Source organism: Bacteroidales bacterium, assembly GCA_021648725.1.
GTDB lineage: Bacteria > Bacteroidota > Bacteroidia > Bacteroidales > JAADGE01 > JAADGE01.
In genome coordinates, this window is sequence record JAKISF010000033.1 from 18477 (window position 1) to 35248 (window position 16772).

14 protein-coding genes are annotated in these 16772 nt (G+C 31.7%); 8 read left to right on the forward strand and 6 right to left on the reverse strand.

Translation table 11 applies throughout. The annotated features are described in order from the left end of the window. Nucleotides 1–12: 12 nt before the first annotated feature. The 3 genes from L3J35_11320 to L3J35_11330 all read right to left on the reverse strand — a co-directional run bounded on the left by L3J35_11320 (nt 13) and on the right by L3J35_11330 (nt 2889). Nucleotides 13–597, reverse strand: coding sequence for an indolepyruvate oxidoreductase subunit beta (locus L3J35_11320; GenBank protein MCF6366780.1), 585 nt, complete (start codon nt 595–597; stop codon nt 13–15). A 180-nt stretch (nt 598–777) separates the two neighbouring features. Further along, entirely contained in the window at nt 778–1155 is a 378-nt protein-coding gene (locus L3J35_11325; protein MCF6366781.1) for a GxxExxY protein, read from the reverse strand. Between the two features lie 123 nt (nt 1156–1278). Continuing rightward, nucleotides 1279–2889 carry a thiamine pyrophosphate-dependent enzyme gene (locus L3J35_11330; GenBank protein MCF6366782.1) on the reverse strand — a complete coding sequence of 537 codons (1611 nt, stop codon included), beginning with the start codon at nt 2887–2889 and terminating at the stop codon, nt 1279–1281. A gap of 87 nt (nt 2890–2976) precedes the next feature. On the opposite strand from L3J35_11330, the gene lipB reads away from it, so the two are divergent. The 3 genes from lipB (at nt 2977) to L3J35_11345 (ending at nt 5941) form a co-directional block, all read left to right on the forward strand. Then, a complete protein-coding gene (gene lipB, locus L3J35_11335; protein ID MCF6366783.1) occupies nt 2977–3639 on the forward strand; it encodes a lipoyl(octanoyl) transferase LipB in 663 nt (220 codons plus the stop codon). A 99-nt stretch (nt 3640–3738) separates the two neighbouring features. Continuing rightward, complete coding sequence (locus L3J35_11340) at nt 3739–5334, forward strand: T9SS type A sorting domain-containing protein (protein ID MCF6366784.1); 1596 nt, start codon at nt 3739–3741, stop codon at nt 5332–5334. Nucleotides 5335–5476: 142 nt separating this feature from the next. Continuing rightward, nucleotides 5477–5941, forward strand: coding sequence for a DUF4395 domain-containing protein (locus L3J35_11345; GenBank protein ID MCF6366785.1), 465 nt, complete (start codon nt 5477–5479; stop codon nt 5939–5941). Here L3J35_11345 and L3J35_11350 read toward each other — a convergent pair. Both L3J35_11350 and L3J35_11355 read right to left on the reverse strand, forming a co-directional pair. Next, nucleotides 5916–6629: an SAM-dependent methyltransferase gene (locus L3J35_11350; GenBank protein ID MCF6366786.1), complete on the reverse strand. Its 714-nt coding sequence runs from the start codon at nt 6627–6629 to the stop codon at nt 5916–5918. The two genes, L3J35_11345 and L3J35_11350, sit on opposite strands and share 26 nt — an antisense overlap. Nucleotide 6630: 1 nt before the next feature. Beyond that, nucleotides 6631–9126, reverse strand: coding sequence for a T9SS type A sorting domain-containing protein (locus L3J35_11355; GenBank protein ID MCF6366787.1), 2496 nt, complete (start codon nt 9124–9126; stop codon nt 6631–6633). 165 nt (nt 9127–9291) lie between these two features. Between L3J35_11355 and L3J35_11360 the strand changes: the two genes are divergently transcribed. The 5 genes from L3J35_11360 (at nt 9292) to L3J35_11380 (ending at nt 14672) form a co-directional block, all read left to right on the forward strand. Further along, on the forward strand, nt 9292–10056 hold the full coding sequence (locus L3J35_11360; protein MCF6366788.1) for an MBL fold metallo-hydrolase: 765 nt from the start codon (nt 9292–9294) through the stop codon (nt 10054–10056). Nucleotides 10057–10090: 34 nt separating this feature from the next. Next, on the forward strand, nt 10091–10720 hold the full coding sequence (locus L3J35_11365) for a hypothetical protein (GenBank protein MCF6366789.1): 630 nt from the start codon (nt 10091–10093) through the stop codon (nt 10718–10720). A 61-nt stretch (nt 10721–10781) separates the two neighbouring features. After that, complete coding sequence (locus tag L3J35_11370) at nt 10782–11717, forward strand: hypothetical protein (GenBank protein MCF6366790.1); 936 nt, start codon at nt 10782–10784, stop codon at nt 11715–11717. 48 nt (nt 11718–11765) lie between these two features. Continuing rightward, the gene (recG, locus tag L3J35_11375) at nt 11766–13868 is read left to right on the forward strand and encodes an ATP-dependent DNA helicase RecG (protein ID MCF6366791.1); all 2103 of its coding nucleotides are present in this window, start codon (nt 11766–11768) and stop codon (nt 13866–13868) included. Nucleotides 13869–13889: 21 nt separating this feature from the next. Next, complete coding sequence (locus L3J35_11380; protein ID MCF6366792.1) at nt 13890–14672, forward strand: DnaJ domain-containing protein; 783 nt, start codon at nt 13890–13892, stop codon at nt 14670–14672. Nucleotides 14673–14711: 39 nt separating this feature from the next. Here the strand turns inward: L3J35_11380 and L3J35_11385 are convergent, their stop codons facing one another. Continuing rightward, nucleotides 14712–16553 carry a S9 family peptidase gene (locus L3J35_11385; GenBank protein MCF6366793.1) on the reverse strand — a complete coding sequence of 614 codons (1842 nt, stop codon included), beginning with the start codon at nt 16551–16553 and terminating at the stop codon, nt 14712–14714. Between the last annotated feature and the right edge of the window lie 219 nt (nt 16554–16772).

A 16772-nucleotide genomic window follows, 5' to 3' on the forward strand; every position in this document is an offset into this window, starting at 1 on the left:
TTAATATTCTGTTTATTTTTTTTGATTCAAAGTAAATTCCCTGCCTTTGTCCAAGGCTGCTATGTTCTTATTAACAATTTCTTCTCCTTTTCTTCCGAAAATTGTTTTTAAGGCCTCTTTAAAACTGTCATATTCCATATCAATAAACGGAGACGCTGCTCCCAGCATAACAATATTTGAAGACCGAATTGATTTTAGTTCTTTTGCAATGGCATCGGCATCAATAATAATATGGTTTTTTACTTTTCTGATCTCTTTGTAAACTTCCTCTAAGTCGGGATAATTTGCGATATTGTTGAATGGTTTTGAATTAGTAATTAACCACCCGTCAGGTTTTAAGAATGAAATATACCTTAAACATTCCATCGGTTCAACTGATAATATAACATCTGCTTTCCCCATAGGAATAAGATCGGATGCAACCGGTTTATCCGATACTCTCATGTTCGATGAAACGTCTCCGCCTCTTTGGCTCATTCCGTGAACTTCGGATTGTTTCATGTATAAGCCTTTTTGTAAAGCGGCAGTTCCTATTGTTGCGGCAATTGACAAAATTCCTTGTCCGCCTACACCTGATAATATTATGTCTGATTTCATGTTAATATGTTTTGTTTTACGCCAATTTTGCAAAGAGCGTAAAAGAATTTATATTTTGTTTTTAATTTGTTAAATAGTTGTTTTTTGATATATATTAAATGTTTTGCTCTATTATTATTTTTATTTTTATTTGTAATCTTTACATGAACTTATTTTTGTTTCATACAAAGATTGCATTTTTTATAATTTATTTACTATTCTGTGTATACTGTCTTTTAGCAATTTACTGTTAAAATTGATTAATAATGCAAGTTTTAAATCGGATAATCTCAGATATGTTAAGGTCTGAGAAAAGTGAACGGGAGCTAATGTTTCTACTGATTTTACTTCAACAATAACTTTATTGTTTATAAGTAAATCAACTCTGTATCCGACATCTTGTTTTACATCTTTATAAATAAAGGGCATCGGAACTTGCTGTTTTACTTCAAAACCTAATTTGCTTAAATCAAAAGCCAATGCATTTTCATAAGCTGATTCAAGTAAGCCCGGACCGATAGCTTTATGAAGATCTATCGCTGCACCGATAATTTTATATGAAATGTCATTTTCGTGCATATCATTTTTCTTTTCACGCAAAGACTGCAAAAAGTTTCGCAAAGAAATTAATATGTACTGGTTATTTAATGTTCTTTTGTGTTCTCTGCGTTAAAAAAATTAGCGTCATTTGCATTGAAACCTTTAATTCATCTTTTTAATTTTAGCTTTCATTTTATGTTTGCGTTCCAAAGTTCTTACACATTCTCTGTGCGGAATGATAACCGAAACTCCTTCATATTCAATTTCTTCTCTCAGAATTTTAAGAGCTTCATCATGATTTTTTCTTAAAGGAATAAAGCTTCTGATGTGATCTTCTTCAACACCGAGTCCTTTACAAATTTGATGAAGTACATGCTCTGCATGAGATGATTGTCCTCCGGTCATTCCGGTTGTATCATTGTCTGAAATAATTACGGTAATAGGTGTTTTTTCATAAACACAATCCAATAAACCTGTCATTCCTGAATGTGTAAATGTTGAATCTCCGATAAAAGCAACAACGTGTTTCATTCCGGCATCGGCTGCACCTTTTGCCATTGTAATTGATGCTCCCATATCTACGCAAGTATTAATTGCGTTTAAAGGAGGCAATGCAGCCAAAGTATAACAACCGATGTCAGAAAAAACTTTACCCGGACCGTAATCTGCCATAACTTCATTAAGTGCCGTAAATACATCTGTGTGTCCGCACCCGGGACATAATACCGGAGGTCTGTTTTCCAAAACCTCAGGTCTTGTAACTATAATAGGTTCTTCTAAACCTAATGCAACTGCAACATGATTGGGATTTAATTCTCCGTCTCTGGGTAAATCTCCGGTTAAACGACCTTTTATTTTTTTATCGCCCAATACACCTGTTAATTGGTTTTCTATAAACGGGTAGCCGTCTTCTAAAACCAATATATTTTCACATTCTTCATATAACTCTTTTATCATACCGGAAGGCAGTGGATATTGACTTATTTTTACAACAGGATACGGAATTTTTCCGTCTTCAAAATTTTCGAGAAGATAATTATATGAAATTCCGGCTGCAATTATTCCGAGTGATTTATTATCTCCTCTGATGTATCTGTTATATTCGGAATGTTCTGAGGCATCTTTAAAACGAGCTTGATTTCCTATCAATGTTTTATAATTTTTTCTTGCAATTGAAGGTAATAAAACAAACTGACGCAAATCAGAAGGTAATGAGTTTTTATTTTCTTCTTTTTGTTTTTTTCTTGAAATTCCGGCTCTTGAATGTGCTAAACGAGTTGTGATACGAATTAAAATAGGAGTATTAAACTTTTCAGACAGCTCAAAACCATCGTAAATCATATCATAAGCTTCCTGTTGATTTGAGGGTTCTAAAATAGGAATCAGAGCAAAGTCTGCAAAATATCGAGAATCTTGCTCGTTTTGTGATGAGTGCATTGAAGGATCGTCTGCAACAACAACTAATAATCCGCCGTTAACTCCGGTAATTGCAGAATTCATAAATGCATCTGCAGCAACATTAAGCCCGACATGTTTCATGCAAACCATCGCTCGTTTGCCTGCATAAGACATTCCGAGTGCAGACTCCATTGCTGTTTTTTCGTTTGTTGACCATTCGCTGTGAATGCCTTTTTCTTTTGCTTGTTTATTTTTTTGTATGTATTCCGTTATTTCTGTGGAAGGTGTTCCGGGATATGCATATACACCCGACAAACCGCCGTCAATTGCAGCTTGTGCTATTGCTTCATCTCCCAGTAAAAGTAATTTATCCATGAGATTTATTTTATATATATATTTGTACTTTCGCAAAAATAAGAATTAAGTTTTAATAAACAGAATGTTTAATAACTGAAAATAATTATGATTGATAAACTTCAATTTAGTGAATTAGGAATCATCAAATATGAAAATGCTTACGATATTCAAACGCAATTATTTAATAAAAAAATTGAAAATAAAAATAAGGGAATTAAAAATAATTCTGATATTATTATTTGTGAACACCCTCATGTTTATACAATCGGAAAAAACGGAAATGAAAATAATTTATTAATTGATGATGCTTTTTTGCAAAAAATCAATGCAACATATTATAAATCAAACAGAGGCGGAGATATTACTTATCACGGTCCCGGGCAATTAGTTGCATACCCCATACTTGACTTAGATATTTTAAATATGGGAACAAAAGACTATATTTTTGCTTTGGAATATATGATAATTGAAGTCTTAAAAGAATACGGAATTAAAGGTGAAGTAAGTAAAGGCAATATCGGTGTTTGGTTAGATACGGGAACTGCAAATGAACTAAAAATTTGTTCAATAGGTGTAAAAATCAGCAGAGGTATTACAATGCACGGCTTAGCATTAAATGTTAATACTGATTTATCATATTTTAATTATATTAACCCTTGCGGTTTTATTGAGAAAGGAGTTACTTCAATGAAAAAAGAATTAGGAAAAGAAGTTGATTTTAAATCAGTTTCAGACCTTATAATAAAAGAATTTAGCCAACGCTTTTAAACAACATATCGTTCAGATTTCTAAATTAAGACACCTCTTTTTTTTTATTTATGTAAATGATATGTAAAATTGTTAATTATATAAATAAAGTTAAATGCTATGCAAAAAGTAATTCTGTTTTTCATCTTGATAATTTCTTATAATTCTTACTCCCAGACACCTATTGATACTATTTGGACAAAAACAATGGGTGGCTCAGGTTCTGAACCGCCTAATTATTATCCGAGATTAAACCCTGTAATTGATATAACACCCGGAGGAGATATTTATTTTATAACATCTACATCTTCAAATGATTTATGGATAAACAATAATATAGGAGGACAAGATTGCTGGCTTGTTAAACTTAATGCAGACGGAGATACACTTATGACAAAAATATTCGGCGGCTCAGGTTTTGATGTTGCAAATTCTGTGGTTGCTTTGGATAACGGAGGATGTGCCGTTACAGGATATACATACTCTAATGACTATGATTTTACAGGCAACCATGATGCTGACGGAAGTTACCCCGACGGGTTTATTACTTGTTTTGATGCTGACGGAAATATCACTTGGAGCAAACTTTACGGTGGTTCAGGTAATCCGTTAGGAGGAACTGATACGTTTTTTAAGATAATTGTTAATAATTCGGGGAATATTGTTGTTGTAGGACAAACAAATTCAATTAACGGAGATTTAACCTTAGAATATGACAAATTTTATGTAGGTTGGTATCTTGAAGTAAACCCTGATAACGGAAATATTATTACATCAAAAAAAGTTGCAGGAGCAAATCATGACGAAAACAATGCAAATTATCTCAGTGATATTATAAAACTAAAAGACGGTACAGGATATATGACTTTCGGAATTCAATCATATCTTTTTAGTGATGTTTTTTTGCTTGCAAAACTTGGGTTGAATGCAGATACTTTATGGACAAGAGAATATGGTTGCAACAGCTACAACAAAGCAGCTGAAATAATTGAAACAAACACCGGAGACTTTTTATTTACCGGAACTATTGATTCTCAAACAGGAGATGTTACAAATTTTATAGGCGGCTATGATATTTGGCTTGTTAAAACAGACAGCGAAGGAATTCTAAAAAAACAAGCTACGTTCGGCGGTACAGACCATGAAGTTGTTTATGCTCTTTCTCCTGATAATAAAGGCAATTATTTCTTATCCGGACAAACACGAAGTACAGATATTGCAGGAGAGAATATAAATTACGGAATAACTGATTTTTTACTAATTAATTTTAATTCAAATCTTGATACGATATATACACACATTCCGGGGGGCAGTGATATAGATGCTCTGACTGATGTGCATGCATCTTCCGACGGAGATACAGTATATGTTATAGGAAGAACTTTCTCAAATGACTTTTTTATTCATGATAATAACGGAGAAATTGATGTATGGCTGTCTCAAATTAAATCAAAATCTTTAGAAACCGAGATAACTGATATTATTACAAATAATCCGTTTATATATCCGAACCCGACAAACGGAAAATTTAATGTTTCTAATTTACCGAACAAACCGCACCACATTATAATTAAAGATATTATAGGACGTATAGTTTATAGTAAAAATAATTATATTTCCGGTACCGAAATTGATATTTCAAGATTTAACAAGGGAGTGTATTTTGTTAGTTTTGATAAAAGCAATGCTAAAACGTTGAAAGTTATAGTTCATTAGAAATTGAAAGTTATTCAAAAGATATATTGATTACGCAATTATTTTAATTTTATCCAAAAAAGTAACAAAGGTTACAAAACAATTAAAAGATAATGCGTACCTTTGCATCATAATATTTTTTATAAAACAAACATTAAATACTATGAATCAATTAATTTGTCCCATATCGTCTCAACAGATTAACGAAAATGCAAGCAGAGTTACAGCCTCTGTCATTGCAATTCTTGTAATTTTATTCATTGTAACACAAAATGTATGGATACTTACTTTTGTCTTGTTTGACTTTTCATTCCGTATATTTAAAAAGGTAAAATTCAGCCCCGTTTCATGTTTCGTCAGGAGATTTTATAATTTAGCAAAGTTACCGACCAAACTTGTGGATAAAGCTCCGAAAGTTTTTGCAGCCCGTTTAGGCTTTTTAATGACAGTTGTTTCTTTCGGTTTATTTTTCTTTCTTCCGCTTACGGCAACAATTATTGCCGGAGTTTTGGCTGTATTTATTCTTGCAGATGCCCTTTTTAATTTTTGTATCGGTTGCATTATATATCATTATCTTATATTTCCCTTATATGATGATAACTCTAAAGAACCGCCGCCTGCAGAATGAAAATTGTCGGTCGTTTATTAATCTGAGGTTTCTGTTTTTTCCAGTCGATAATTGTTTTTGTTTTTATAAATTCGGTTTCAAGTGTAATATCCGTTGCAATGCAAAGTTGTGTGTTTTTCTTACAATTATTTAGAATATCATCCAGCATTTTCATATTCCTGAACGGAGTTTCCATAAAAATTTGTGATTGTTTTTCGGTTTTTGAACGATTTTCAAGAAATTGAATTTTTTTAACTCTTTCAGGCGGTTTAACCGGAAGATAACCGTTAAAAGCAAAATTTTGTCCGTTCAAACCGGAAGAAATAAGTGCAAGAAGAATCGAGGACGGTCCGACCAAAGGTATAACTTGTATGTTTTTTCGATGTGCAATTTTAACGATTTCAGCACCGGGATCGGCAATGCCGGGATTTCCGGCTTCTGAAATAATTCCTATATCATTTCCGGAAAAAGCAGGTTGAAGAAAACTTGAAATATCATTTGTTTTGGTGTGTTTATTTAATTCAAAAAACGTAATATCATCAATAACTTTATCTTTCGAAAGCTTTCTGATATATCTTCTTGCCGAACGAATATTTTCAACAATAAAAAAATTTAAGCTTTCAACAATCATTTTTATATTATTCGGAATAACGCTTTGCAAATCAGATTCTCCCAACGAGGTCGGGATTAGATATATTTTTGTTTTCATTTTACTTTCCTTTTTGAAGAACAACAACCTTATTTGAAAATTTTTTTGTTTTTGTTTTTACGTTTATAATTAACATTTCAGCAATTTTGCCGGCTAATTCAATTTTTATTATACTTTTTTTAAAGGCAGTTGTTTCAATGCTTTTTATTTCACCCGGTTTAAATTCTTTATTGAAAATTACTTTTCCCGACAAATCAGAGATTATTACTGTTGCATTTTCAATAATTTCATCATTTACTTCAATATAAAAATAATTGCTTGCGGGATTGGGAAATATCTTTATGTGCTCCTCTTTCTTTACCGGTTCAGAACTTCTTATTCCGGCTACCATAAAATCATCAATATTCCAGCCGCAATATTGTTCGGCATGATTTGTAGGACCCGTAACAAATTTTATAATTATTTTTTTACCGTCTGCAATTTCGGAAATATCAAATGTTTGACTTTTCCATTCCGAGTCTATAATTCTGGTATTAGAATTATCCCAAACAGTTGTCCAAACTGAATCTGCAAAAATATTTACGGAAGCATAATCAAGCGACCCTTTATCAGTCCCTAACCAACGTTCAAAACTTAACAAAGTATTTTTAAAATACCTGCAATCAATAACAGGCGACACAGCAAATTCAGCCTCAAAAATATTATTTTCATAATCTCCTTCGTGTTGTCCCTTTCCTGTTAAGTCTGTTCCTAAAACATATTCTCCGGATATTGCATATTCCGGATCCGGAAATCCTACTCCTCCGCCGATTCCTTTTGGTTTATTTATTTCAAATTCTCCTGTTAAATACCATGAATTATCATTCTCAAAATCATCTTTGAATATTGTTTCATAAATGAAGAAATTTATTTCGGCAGTATCATTTTGTTTGTATTCATCATTTGTTCCGTTAGGATTTTCAGTATAAACCTGTAAGTTATATTTGCCTGAAACTAAGTTAATTTCATCGAAAATAACATCAATAATTTCTCCGGAATTTAAGTTTCCGTTCCATTGTTTTGAAACAGGTGATTCGTTATCTAAAATATAAGTTATTTCAAATGATGTAAGCGGTAAGTTTCCTCTGTTTCTTATTTTAAAAGTCGGAATAATTCCGGTAACACCGAAATAATAACTTTCGGGAGAAATAATTCCGAGAATTTGAACATCATTATCTGCAACAGGCAAATTAGGGTCATAACCGTCAAAACCGGTAACTCCGGCATTTATCGGATCTAACCAATCTTTTAATCTTTTATCCGGACTGTTTCCATAATCCCATGAATAAGAGAATTTTCCGTACCAATCAGGCTCATCGAGATAATAACACGAAGCATAACCTCCGTGAAGTTGTCCTATAATTCTATGATTTTCATTAAAAAGCGGTGAGCCGGATGAGCCGGGTTCAGTAGTTGTTGCTCTGTCCCAAATTACTTTCCAATGAGAATCTTGAACTCCTTGGTTTGCCAAATAATAATCTGAAAAAGAAGGTTCATCATCAAAAGATACCTTTTTAATATCAGCTTTAGGGTGATGAATACATACAGAACTTGTTGACGGAACATCATTTGTCTCCCAACCGGCATAATAAACATCATAATAATAAGGCGGAACATCATTCATTTCAAAAAGGCAAAAGTCGGAAGTTGTATTTCGTGCAATCAGAACAGCACCAGACAAATCATTGTGTGAAGGAGAAAGTGTCGGATTATCACAGATTTCGCTTTCCCAATTAAACATAAAAACCAAATCTGCTGGGTCAGAGTAGCAATGATCTGCTGTCAAAATATACGGTGTGCCGTCTTCAGTTGTATTATTTACAAGTGTAGCAGAGCAAAAACCCGAACCTCCTGTTACTAACATACAGACTGAACTAACTTCATTTTGCCAATTATCAGCATCAGTGCATGCAACATTCATATTGCAATCTCCCGAACTGCCGAAACTTTTGCCGTAATCATTAACCGTTCTGAAACCGTGTGTAATTCTGTCAATAATTAATTTGCCGGGAAATTCTGCATCACTCGGTTCATAATATTCAAGGATGATATAATCTCCTTTCAATAAACCTGTTGCAAAAATTTCATTTGCTTGATTATTGGCATTTGTAAAGCCTCCTATTATGTTTGATTTATCTAAACTATAAATGTATAAATTTGCATCTTCGGGAAGCATATAATTACTGAATCTTAAATTGAGTGTTGTTGCATCTTCCGATTTTATTGCTAATCTGTATAATATTCCTTTCGGAAACATATCAATAACAGCTTGTTTTTTCACATCAATATTTACGTCAATATTTTTTCCGAATTGCCAAGGTCGGTCTTTTGTATCGTTTGCTTCTGCATCTTTAATTAATTCTCGGTTATCTTGCTTTTCTGATAAAATAGTCGGAATATCTTTACTGATATTTTTGTTTGAAAAGCTTAAAGGTTTTCCGCCTATGTTTATTTGGGCTTGTGCTTTTATTTGAAATAATGATAATATAACGGCAAATATGTAAAGGCTTTTTTTCATGAAGTTTTAAATCTCAAATTCCATAAATAATGATGAAGAAACTGTAAAAAGTAACGATTTTTTTAAAAATATATTTAAAATTTCTGAATTAGTTGAATTCAGTTTGTTATAAATTTCAAAATTAGTAATTTAGCATGATATTTCGAATTTAATAAAGAAAAAACTTTGAAAATTACATTTCTCGGTACGGGAACATCTCAGGGAGTACCTTTAATAGGTTGCAATTGTGACATTTGCAATTCAAAAGATATTAAAGATAAACGTTTGAGAAGTTCTGTTTTAATAAGTACCGAAGAAAAAAACATTTTAATTGATGCAGGTCCGGATTTCAGACAACAAATGCTTCGAGAAAATATAATAAAATTAAATGCAATATTATTAACACACGAACATAAAGATCATATAGGCGGATTAGATGATGTAAGAGCTTTTAATTATATGCAAAAAAAACCTATGGATATTTATGCCGAAAAACGAGTAAATGATTTGTTGCAATCTCGTGATTTTGCTTATGTTGTGGAACGAAAAGATTATCCCGGAATCCCAAAAATGAGCTTTCATAATATTGAGAATAAGTTTTTTAAAATTGACGAAGAAAAAATAACTCCTATTAGAGGTATTCATGATAAATTGCCTGTTTTCGGTTTCAAAATAAGAAAATTTGCATATATTACGGATATGAATTTTATAAGTCCGGAAGAGAAGGGGAAATTAAAAGATTTGGACGTACTGGTAATAACAGCGTTAAGACATAAAAAGCATGTTTCGCATTTTAATTTGGAAGAAGCTTTGACAATAATTAAAGACGTAAAACCAAAAAAAGCATATTTAACACATATAAGTCATAAGTTAGGTTTTTATAAAGACCTCATAAATGAATTACCTGAAAATGTGTTTCCCGCATACGATGGCTTGAAAATGAAAATATAAAATTAAATATTGAAAATTGAAAATATTACATATCATGAAAAAATTAATCATCACAATTATTGTTCTTGGTGCGTTAGGAACAGGAGGTTATTACGGGTTTAATTGGTATATATCTCAGCAAGAAAAAGAAATTGCTAAACTCGAAGATAAAATTCACTTCCTTAAAGAAGAAACAGTCCCCTTAAGATTTAAAATCTTGGAAAAAGATTCGGCAAACATCAAATTTCTTATCAAATTTTATGAACAAGATGCTGAAGAAGCATTTATTGCTGACACTATAACACTTCCGGGGCAAGAATTATCTTTTGATTTTTATGTAGTTCCGGTTAAAGATATTAAAAACGACAGAGAAGTAAAAGTTGCTTTTCCCTATAAAATTTTCACAAATACAATGCCTGCAAAAAACGGAAAATTATTGTTCAATTATTACGATGAACACGGATTTCCTCAGGTATTTAACAATGCGAAAGCCGATACTGCATATATAAACAGAATGACAGAATTATTTGCAAAAATAAAAGCGGGAAATACAGAAGAAATTGAAGGAATATACGGAAGTATGGTTCAGGATATTAAAAAATTAAACGAGTTCGCAGTAAATCATGTATATCAAATTATTATACATACAAAAGGCGGCATTGAAATTAAAGAAAATACGGAATAATAAAAATACTGTAAATTAATCTGTATTCATACATTAAATTAACAATTATAACAAAAAAACAATGGGCAATTCACAAGAATTATTAAAACAAATTAATTGGTTTATTGAGCCGGTTTCAGATTTTATATTATGGTTGTTTACTTCAACAACAGGATATATTTTAATGCTGATTTTTTTGATTTTATACTTTCTTTTTTCGGTAATAAATGCTTTTCGGGTTCGTAAACTTGCACATGAAGCAATCAGCCGGAATTTAAGAATTCCGTTTCCGGAAAAGATATATCTTTTTTTCAGTGAGATAATTAAGGTATTTATGGGAATTGTATCAAAACTGCCGGTTCTTCTCGGCGTGTTTTTAATTCTTTTCGGAATTGTAGGATTATCAACAGCATTAAGCACCGTTGATGATTTTATTGAAAACCAAAAGCGAATTGCCGAAATGAAAACCGTTGTTAAAAATCTTGACAAAAGTTATATTGTTGCAAAAATGGAAATCGTTGATATGAATTATGTCGAAAACAAAACATCATTAAAAATTTATTTTTACGATTACGAATTAGATGACTATTTGCCTGAAACACAGGATATTGAGATTAAAGGAAAAGATATCTACTTTTTAAATTATGTAATGAATTTTAACTATTCCGAAATTGCATCCGGTAAAAAAGTAAATTTAGTTATGCCTTATAAAATATTCAGCGAAGAAGTTTCAAAAGATGACGGTATTCTGTTACAAACAACTGACTCTGTCGGAGTGCCGTATATTTTTCACAGAGACGATGATGAAATTTACGGTATAGAAAAAGGAAATTATTACGCAAGGTTAAAAGAATTTGCTGAACTAATGACTGACAGCGAAAAAGCCAGAAAAGAAGGAATAAAAAGTTTTTATGCAGCAGCACCGCACTTTGTAAATAATATCCGCAAAGGGCAAAAAATTATAATCTGGTCTGAGCAAACAGGCGGTTTAGTTTTGAAGAAGGAGAGGTTGTTTTAAAACAAGACTTTCTATATCTTCAAAAGCATGGAAAGTCTAATATAAAAAATGCAAGAACTTCAAAGCGACATACAATTCCTGAAAGGCGTAGGACCAAAACGTGCAGAACTTCTGAATAATGAATTAAACATATTCACTTTCAGAGACTTATTGTATTATTATCCGTTCAGATATATTGACAGATCAAAGTTTTACAAAGTAAAAGACATTAAAGAAAGCTTGCCTAATATTCAATCAAAAGGAATTATCAGCAACTTTAAAACCAAAGGAACAAAATACAAACAAGTTCTTACGGCAGAATTTTCAGACGAAACCGGCACAATTGAACTAATTTGGTTTAAAGGAATAAAATGGGTTCTTCAAAATCTTGAATCCGGAAATGAATATATTATTTTCGGAAAACCGGCAAGATACGGAAGAAAAATAAATATTGCTCATCCTGAAATTGACAGTCCGGAAGATGCAAAAAAGAAAATGTCATCAAATTTGCAAGCAGTATATTCCTCAACCGAAAAACTGAATAAAAAGAATATAAATTCAAAAGTTTTCAATAAGATATTATCAAGCGTTTTTGAGAAATTAAATACAAAACTTCCCGAAACACTTCCCGGTTTTCTTATTCAGAAGCTAAAACTTATTTCGCACCACGAAGCAATTAGAAATATTCATTTCCCGAAAGATAATTATACACTTCAAAAAGCAATATTCAGATTGAAATTTGAAGAACTTTTTTTTATACAATTAAGTGTTCTGCAAATAAAATATAACAGAAAAATTATATTTAAAGGATATGAATTTCCGAAAGTAGGAGATTTTTTTAACAGATTTTTCAACGAAAAACTTCCGTTCGAACTTACCGGTGCACAAAAAAGAGTAATAAAAGAAATAAGAAAAGATTTTGCATCCGGTAAGCAGTCCAACAGACTTTTACAAGGCGATGTCGGAAGCGGAAAAACATTAGTTGCCCTAATGTTGATGTTAATTGCTCTCGATAACGGATTTCAAGCAAGCATAATGGCACCTACCGAAATTCTTGCACAACAACATTTTATAAGTATTAATAAATTCCTTAAAGGGCTTAACGTAAGCATTTCATTATTAACAGGTTCTACAAAACAAAAAGACAGGAGAATTTTGCATGAAAACTTACAAAACGGAAACATAAATATATTAATAGGAACACACGCACTAATTGAAGATACGGTAAAGTTTCATAATCTCGGGCTTGTAGTAATTGACGAACAGCATCGTTTCGGAGTTGCACAGAGAGCAAAAATGTGGAAAAAAAACAAACGCCCGCCGCACATGATTGTTATGACAGCAACACCAATCCCAAGAACTTTATCAATGACAATTTACGGTGATTTGGATATCTCAATTATTGATGAACTTCCGCCGGGAAGAAAAAAAATAAAAACAATTCATTCCTATGATGCCAAAAGATTACCCGTTTTTAAGTTCGTAAGAGATCAAATTAAATCCGGCAGACAAATATATATTGTATATCCTTTAATTTACGAATCCGAAAATTTTGAGTATAAAGATTTAGAAGACGGACTGGAAAGCATAAGCAGAGCATTTCCGCCGCCTGAATATGCAATAAGCGTTGTTCACGGGCAAATGAAACCCGAAGAAAAAGAAGCTTCAATGAATCTTTTTGTAAAAGGAATAACAAATATTATGATTGCAACTACCGTTATTGAAGTCGGGGTCGATGTTCCCAATGCAACTGTTATGATTATTGAAAGTGCCGAACGTTTCGGATTGTCGCAACTTCATCAACTTCGCGGAAGAGTAGGAAGAGGAGCCGAGCAATCATATTGTATTTTAATGACATCCTATAAATTGTCAAAAGAGGCAAAAATAAGAATTAATACAATGGTTGAAACCAACGACGGATTTAAAATTGCCGAAGTTGACATGAAACTTCGCGGACCGGGCGATACGGAAGGAACACGTCAAAGCGGTTTGCCTTTTGAATTAAAATTGGCAAATTTAACACAGGATTATAAAATTTTGGAACTTGCCCGGCATTCGGCAATTGATATTTTAGACGATGACTCTGAATTAAAAGAAGATAAAAACCAAATACTTGTAAGGCAATTAAAAAGAATTAAAACTGCAAACCAAAATTGGGGAGTAATCAGTTAAATTTTATTTCAAATTTATTTGATGGTTAAATTATACATTGAATTGGGTGAATACAGAGAATTAATCAGTATAATATTAACTTTCTTTATATTAGCAATTATTTCCTTTTCATTTTTCAAATATTCAAGGCAAAATAACTCAAACGACAGAAATAAAGATTTCAAAATTCCTGTTTGGTTATTGCGAGCACATGTTGCAAAGTTTATTTTTAACACTTCTTTTGAATTTAATGATGTTACAAAAGCTTATACTTCTTTTCTTAAAAAATATTTCAGCACATTAGAACTTGACTTTAAATATGAAACAAAGCAATTAGAATTATTAGTTAAAAATAATATTAATGTTGAAAAAACAATAAAGGAAGGGAATAAAGTTACTCACAAAAAAAAGTTGTTGATTCTTGTATTTTTGTTTAATGCTTCTGTCAGGAACGGTAAAATTTATGATAAAGAATTGCAATATTTAAATAAAGTATATAAAGATTTAGGAATAGCTTATCAAGTATTTATAAATATAAAACTCAACTATATTAAAGAAGAAAAAAAATCTGCAACTATTTACGGCAATCATTTTTTAAAAGATAAATTATTAAATTCATACAAAGTATTAGGATGCAATGAAAACTCTGACATAAAAATTGTTAAAGAAGCATACAGAACACTTGCAAAAAAATATCACCCTGATTTAAACTCAGGACTTTCAAAAAAACAAACAGAACTGAATATTACAAAATTTCAAAAAATAACAGATGCTTACAATTATATCAAAGAATTTCATTTTCTCAACAAAAAAAAGGGTATTTGATTCTACAAATACCCCTTCTCTAAATAGGCTCTTACAGGTTTATTCAACTTTTGTCGAATCCAAAAGGTTTTTAGTTAAAAACTTTTCCATTGCTCTGTAAAAATCAAATCTGTTTTCTTCGTTTCTGAAACCGTGTCCTTCATCATCTTTTACCATATATTCAACTTCAATTCCTCTTTCTCTCATTGCTTCAACCATTTGATCGGCTTCATCTTTATTTACTCTCGGATCATTTGCTCCTTGTGCAATAAATAATTTTGCTTTAATTTTATCTACATGAAAAACCGGCGATACTTCTCTGAAATAAATACTGTCTTCAACAGGATTACCGGTCATTTCATACATCATAGGTAAAAACGGTGCCCAATAAGGAGGTATTGTTTTCATAAAAGTAAATAAATTTGAAACACCGACATAATCAACTCCGGCGGCATATAAATCAGGTTCTTTTACAAGCCCCATTAAAGTTGCATATCCTCCGTAACTTCCTCCGTATATAGCAATTTTATCCGGGTCGGCAATTCCTTTATCAATTAACCATTTTGTACCGTCGGTAATATCATCTTGCATTTCTTTTCCCCATTTTTTGAAAGATGCCTCCCAAAATTTTCTGCCGTAGCCTGTTGAACCTCTGAAATTCATCTGCAAAACAGCAAAACCTCTGTTAGCCAAAAATTGAATCTCAGGATTAAATCCCCAGCCGTCTCTTGCCCACGGTCCTCCGTGAGGATTAACAACTACCGGAAGATTTTCGGCATTATCCATAGTATAGCCTTTAGGCAAAGTAAGATAACCGTGAATAGTTAATCCGTCTCTTGATTTATATTCAATCGGAAGTTGATTTGCCATTTCATTTTCATCAATCCAAGGGCTTACATCTGTTATTTTTTCAACTTTATCCGATTCCTTTTCATAAATATAATATGCCCCTAAAGATTTGTCGCTGTATGTTCTTACTATAAAAATATTTTCTTCTTTATTTTCTCCGGTAATTGCAATTTCATATCCTTCTAACTCTTTTTCTAAAAATTCATAATCTGCTTTTGTTTCCTCATCAAAAAAATACCGCTCTCTTTTCCAAGATGTAAAAGATGCAGATGTTAATACCTTCCGTTTTTCGGAATATGAAACACTTTCAACATCATATTCATTATTTTCATACAAAATTTTTGATTCTTTTCCTTCTGTTAAATCAAATTCAATAATCGCACTTTTATCTCTTCCTATATTTGAAGAACCTATCAAGTTTTTATTATCAAAAGTGAAGAAATGAGGACTGAAACTTTCTTTAAAATCGGTTGTTATAATGGTTTTCCAATCATCTTCTTCCGTTTCTCTGTAAAGAATGCTTGAATTAGTTCCCGAAACAGCTGTTGCAACACGTAATTTGCCTTCATGGTCAAAAAGCCATCCTTGAATATTCCCGGGATTTTCGGCAAGAAGTTCTATTTTTCCGTTATCTAAATATAACCTGTAAGGGTCAAAAAGTTGCGGGTTTCTTTTATTCATTGAAATTATTACTTCATTCGGGATGTCAGGCAAATCATCAATAATCATTGAACGAACCCCGTCAAAATCAGTTAAGCAAACAGGTTCGTTTCCGTTTATATTTGCCAAATAAATTTTATAATTTTCATCGCCTCCGTTATCTTTTAAGTATAAGATTTGTTCATTATTAGGCCAAAAATAACCTGCAATATTTCTGTCTGTTTCACTTGTTAATCTTTTAACATCATCTTTTTCCCTTTCTCGAATAAAAATATTCATTCTTTTTTCATAAGGAGCCATGTAGGAATAAAATTTTCCGTCAGGAGAAATTTTATACGATGTTTTATCCGGATTCTTAAAGAAATCCTCTAACGGAATTTGTTTTGCTTTCATAATTTCTTCATCTTTATTTTCATCACCGCAACTACTGATAAATATACTGCCGAAAAATACAGTAAACATTAATAAATAATTTAGTAACTTCATAATTCTACTTTACTAAGTTAAAATTTCCTGTTTTTCAGCTTGTTTCCTGTAATTTAGGTCAATATCGTATTTTCTTTTCTTGTGTCTTTTTTCCATTTGTTCAAGTCTAATTTCGACATCTTTTTT

Bases quoted from the DNA above. Each gene is read 5' to 3' on its own strand.
- L3J35_11320 (MCF6366780.1), bottom strand. From the start codon at position 597: ATGAAATCAGACATAATATTATCAGGTGTAGGCGGACAAGGAATTTTG.
- L3J35_11325 (MCF6366781.1), bottom strand. From the start codon at position 1,155: ATGCACGAAAATGACATTTCATATAAAATTATCGGTGCAGCGATAGAT.
- L3J35_11330 (MCF6366782.1), bottom strand. From the start codon at position 2,889: ATGGATAAATTACTTTTACTGGGAGATGAAGCAATAGCACAAGCTGCA.
- lipB (MCF6366783.1), top strand. From the start codon at position 2,977: ATGATTGATAAACTTCAATTTAGTGAATTAGGAATCATCAAATATGAA.
- L3J35_11340 (MCF6366784.1), top strand. From the start codon at position 3,739: ATGCAAAAAGTAATTCTGTTTTTCATCTTGATAATTTCTTATAATTCT.
- L3J35_11345 (MCF6366785.1), top strand. From the start codon at position 5,477: ATGAATCAATTAATTTGTCCCATATCGTCTCAACAGATTAACGAAAAT.
- L3J35_11350 (MCF6366786.1), bottom strand. From the start codon at position 6,629: ATGAAAACAAAAATATATCTAATCCCGACCTCGTTGGGAGAATCTGAT.
- L3J35_11355 (MCF6366787.1), bottom strand. From the start codon at position 9,126: ATGAAAAAAAGCCTTTACATATTTGCCGTTATATTATCATTATTTCAA.
- L3J35_11365 (MCF6366789.1), top strand. From the start codon at position 10,091: ATGAAAAAATTAATCATCACAATTATTGTTCTTGGTGCGTTAGGAACA.
- L3J35_11370 (MCF6366790.1), top strand. From the start codon at position 10,782: ATGGGCAATTCACAAGAATTATTAAAACAAATTAATTGGTTTATTGAG.
- recG (MCF6366791.1), top strand. From the start codon at position 11,766: ATGCAAGAACTTCAAAGCGACATACAATTCCTGAAAGGCGTAGGACCA.
- L3J35_11380 (MCF6366792.1), top strand. From the start codon at position 13,890: ATGGTTAAATTATACATTGAATTGGGTGAATACAGAGAATTAATCAGT.
- L3J35_11385 (MCF6366793.1), bottom strand. From the start codon at position 16,553: ATGAAAGCAAAACAAATTCCGTTAGAGGATTTCTTTAAGAATCCGGAT.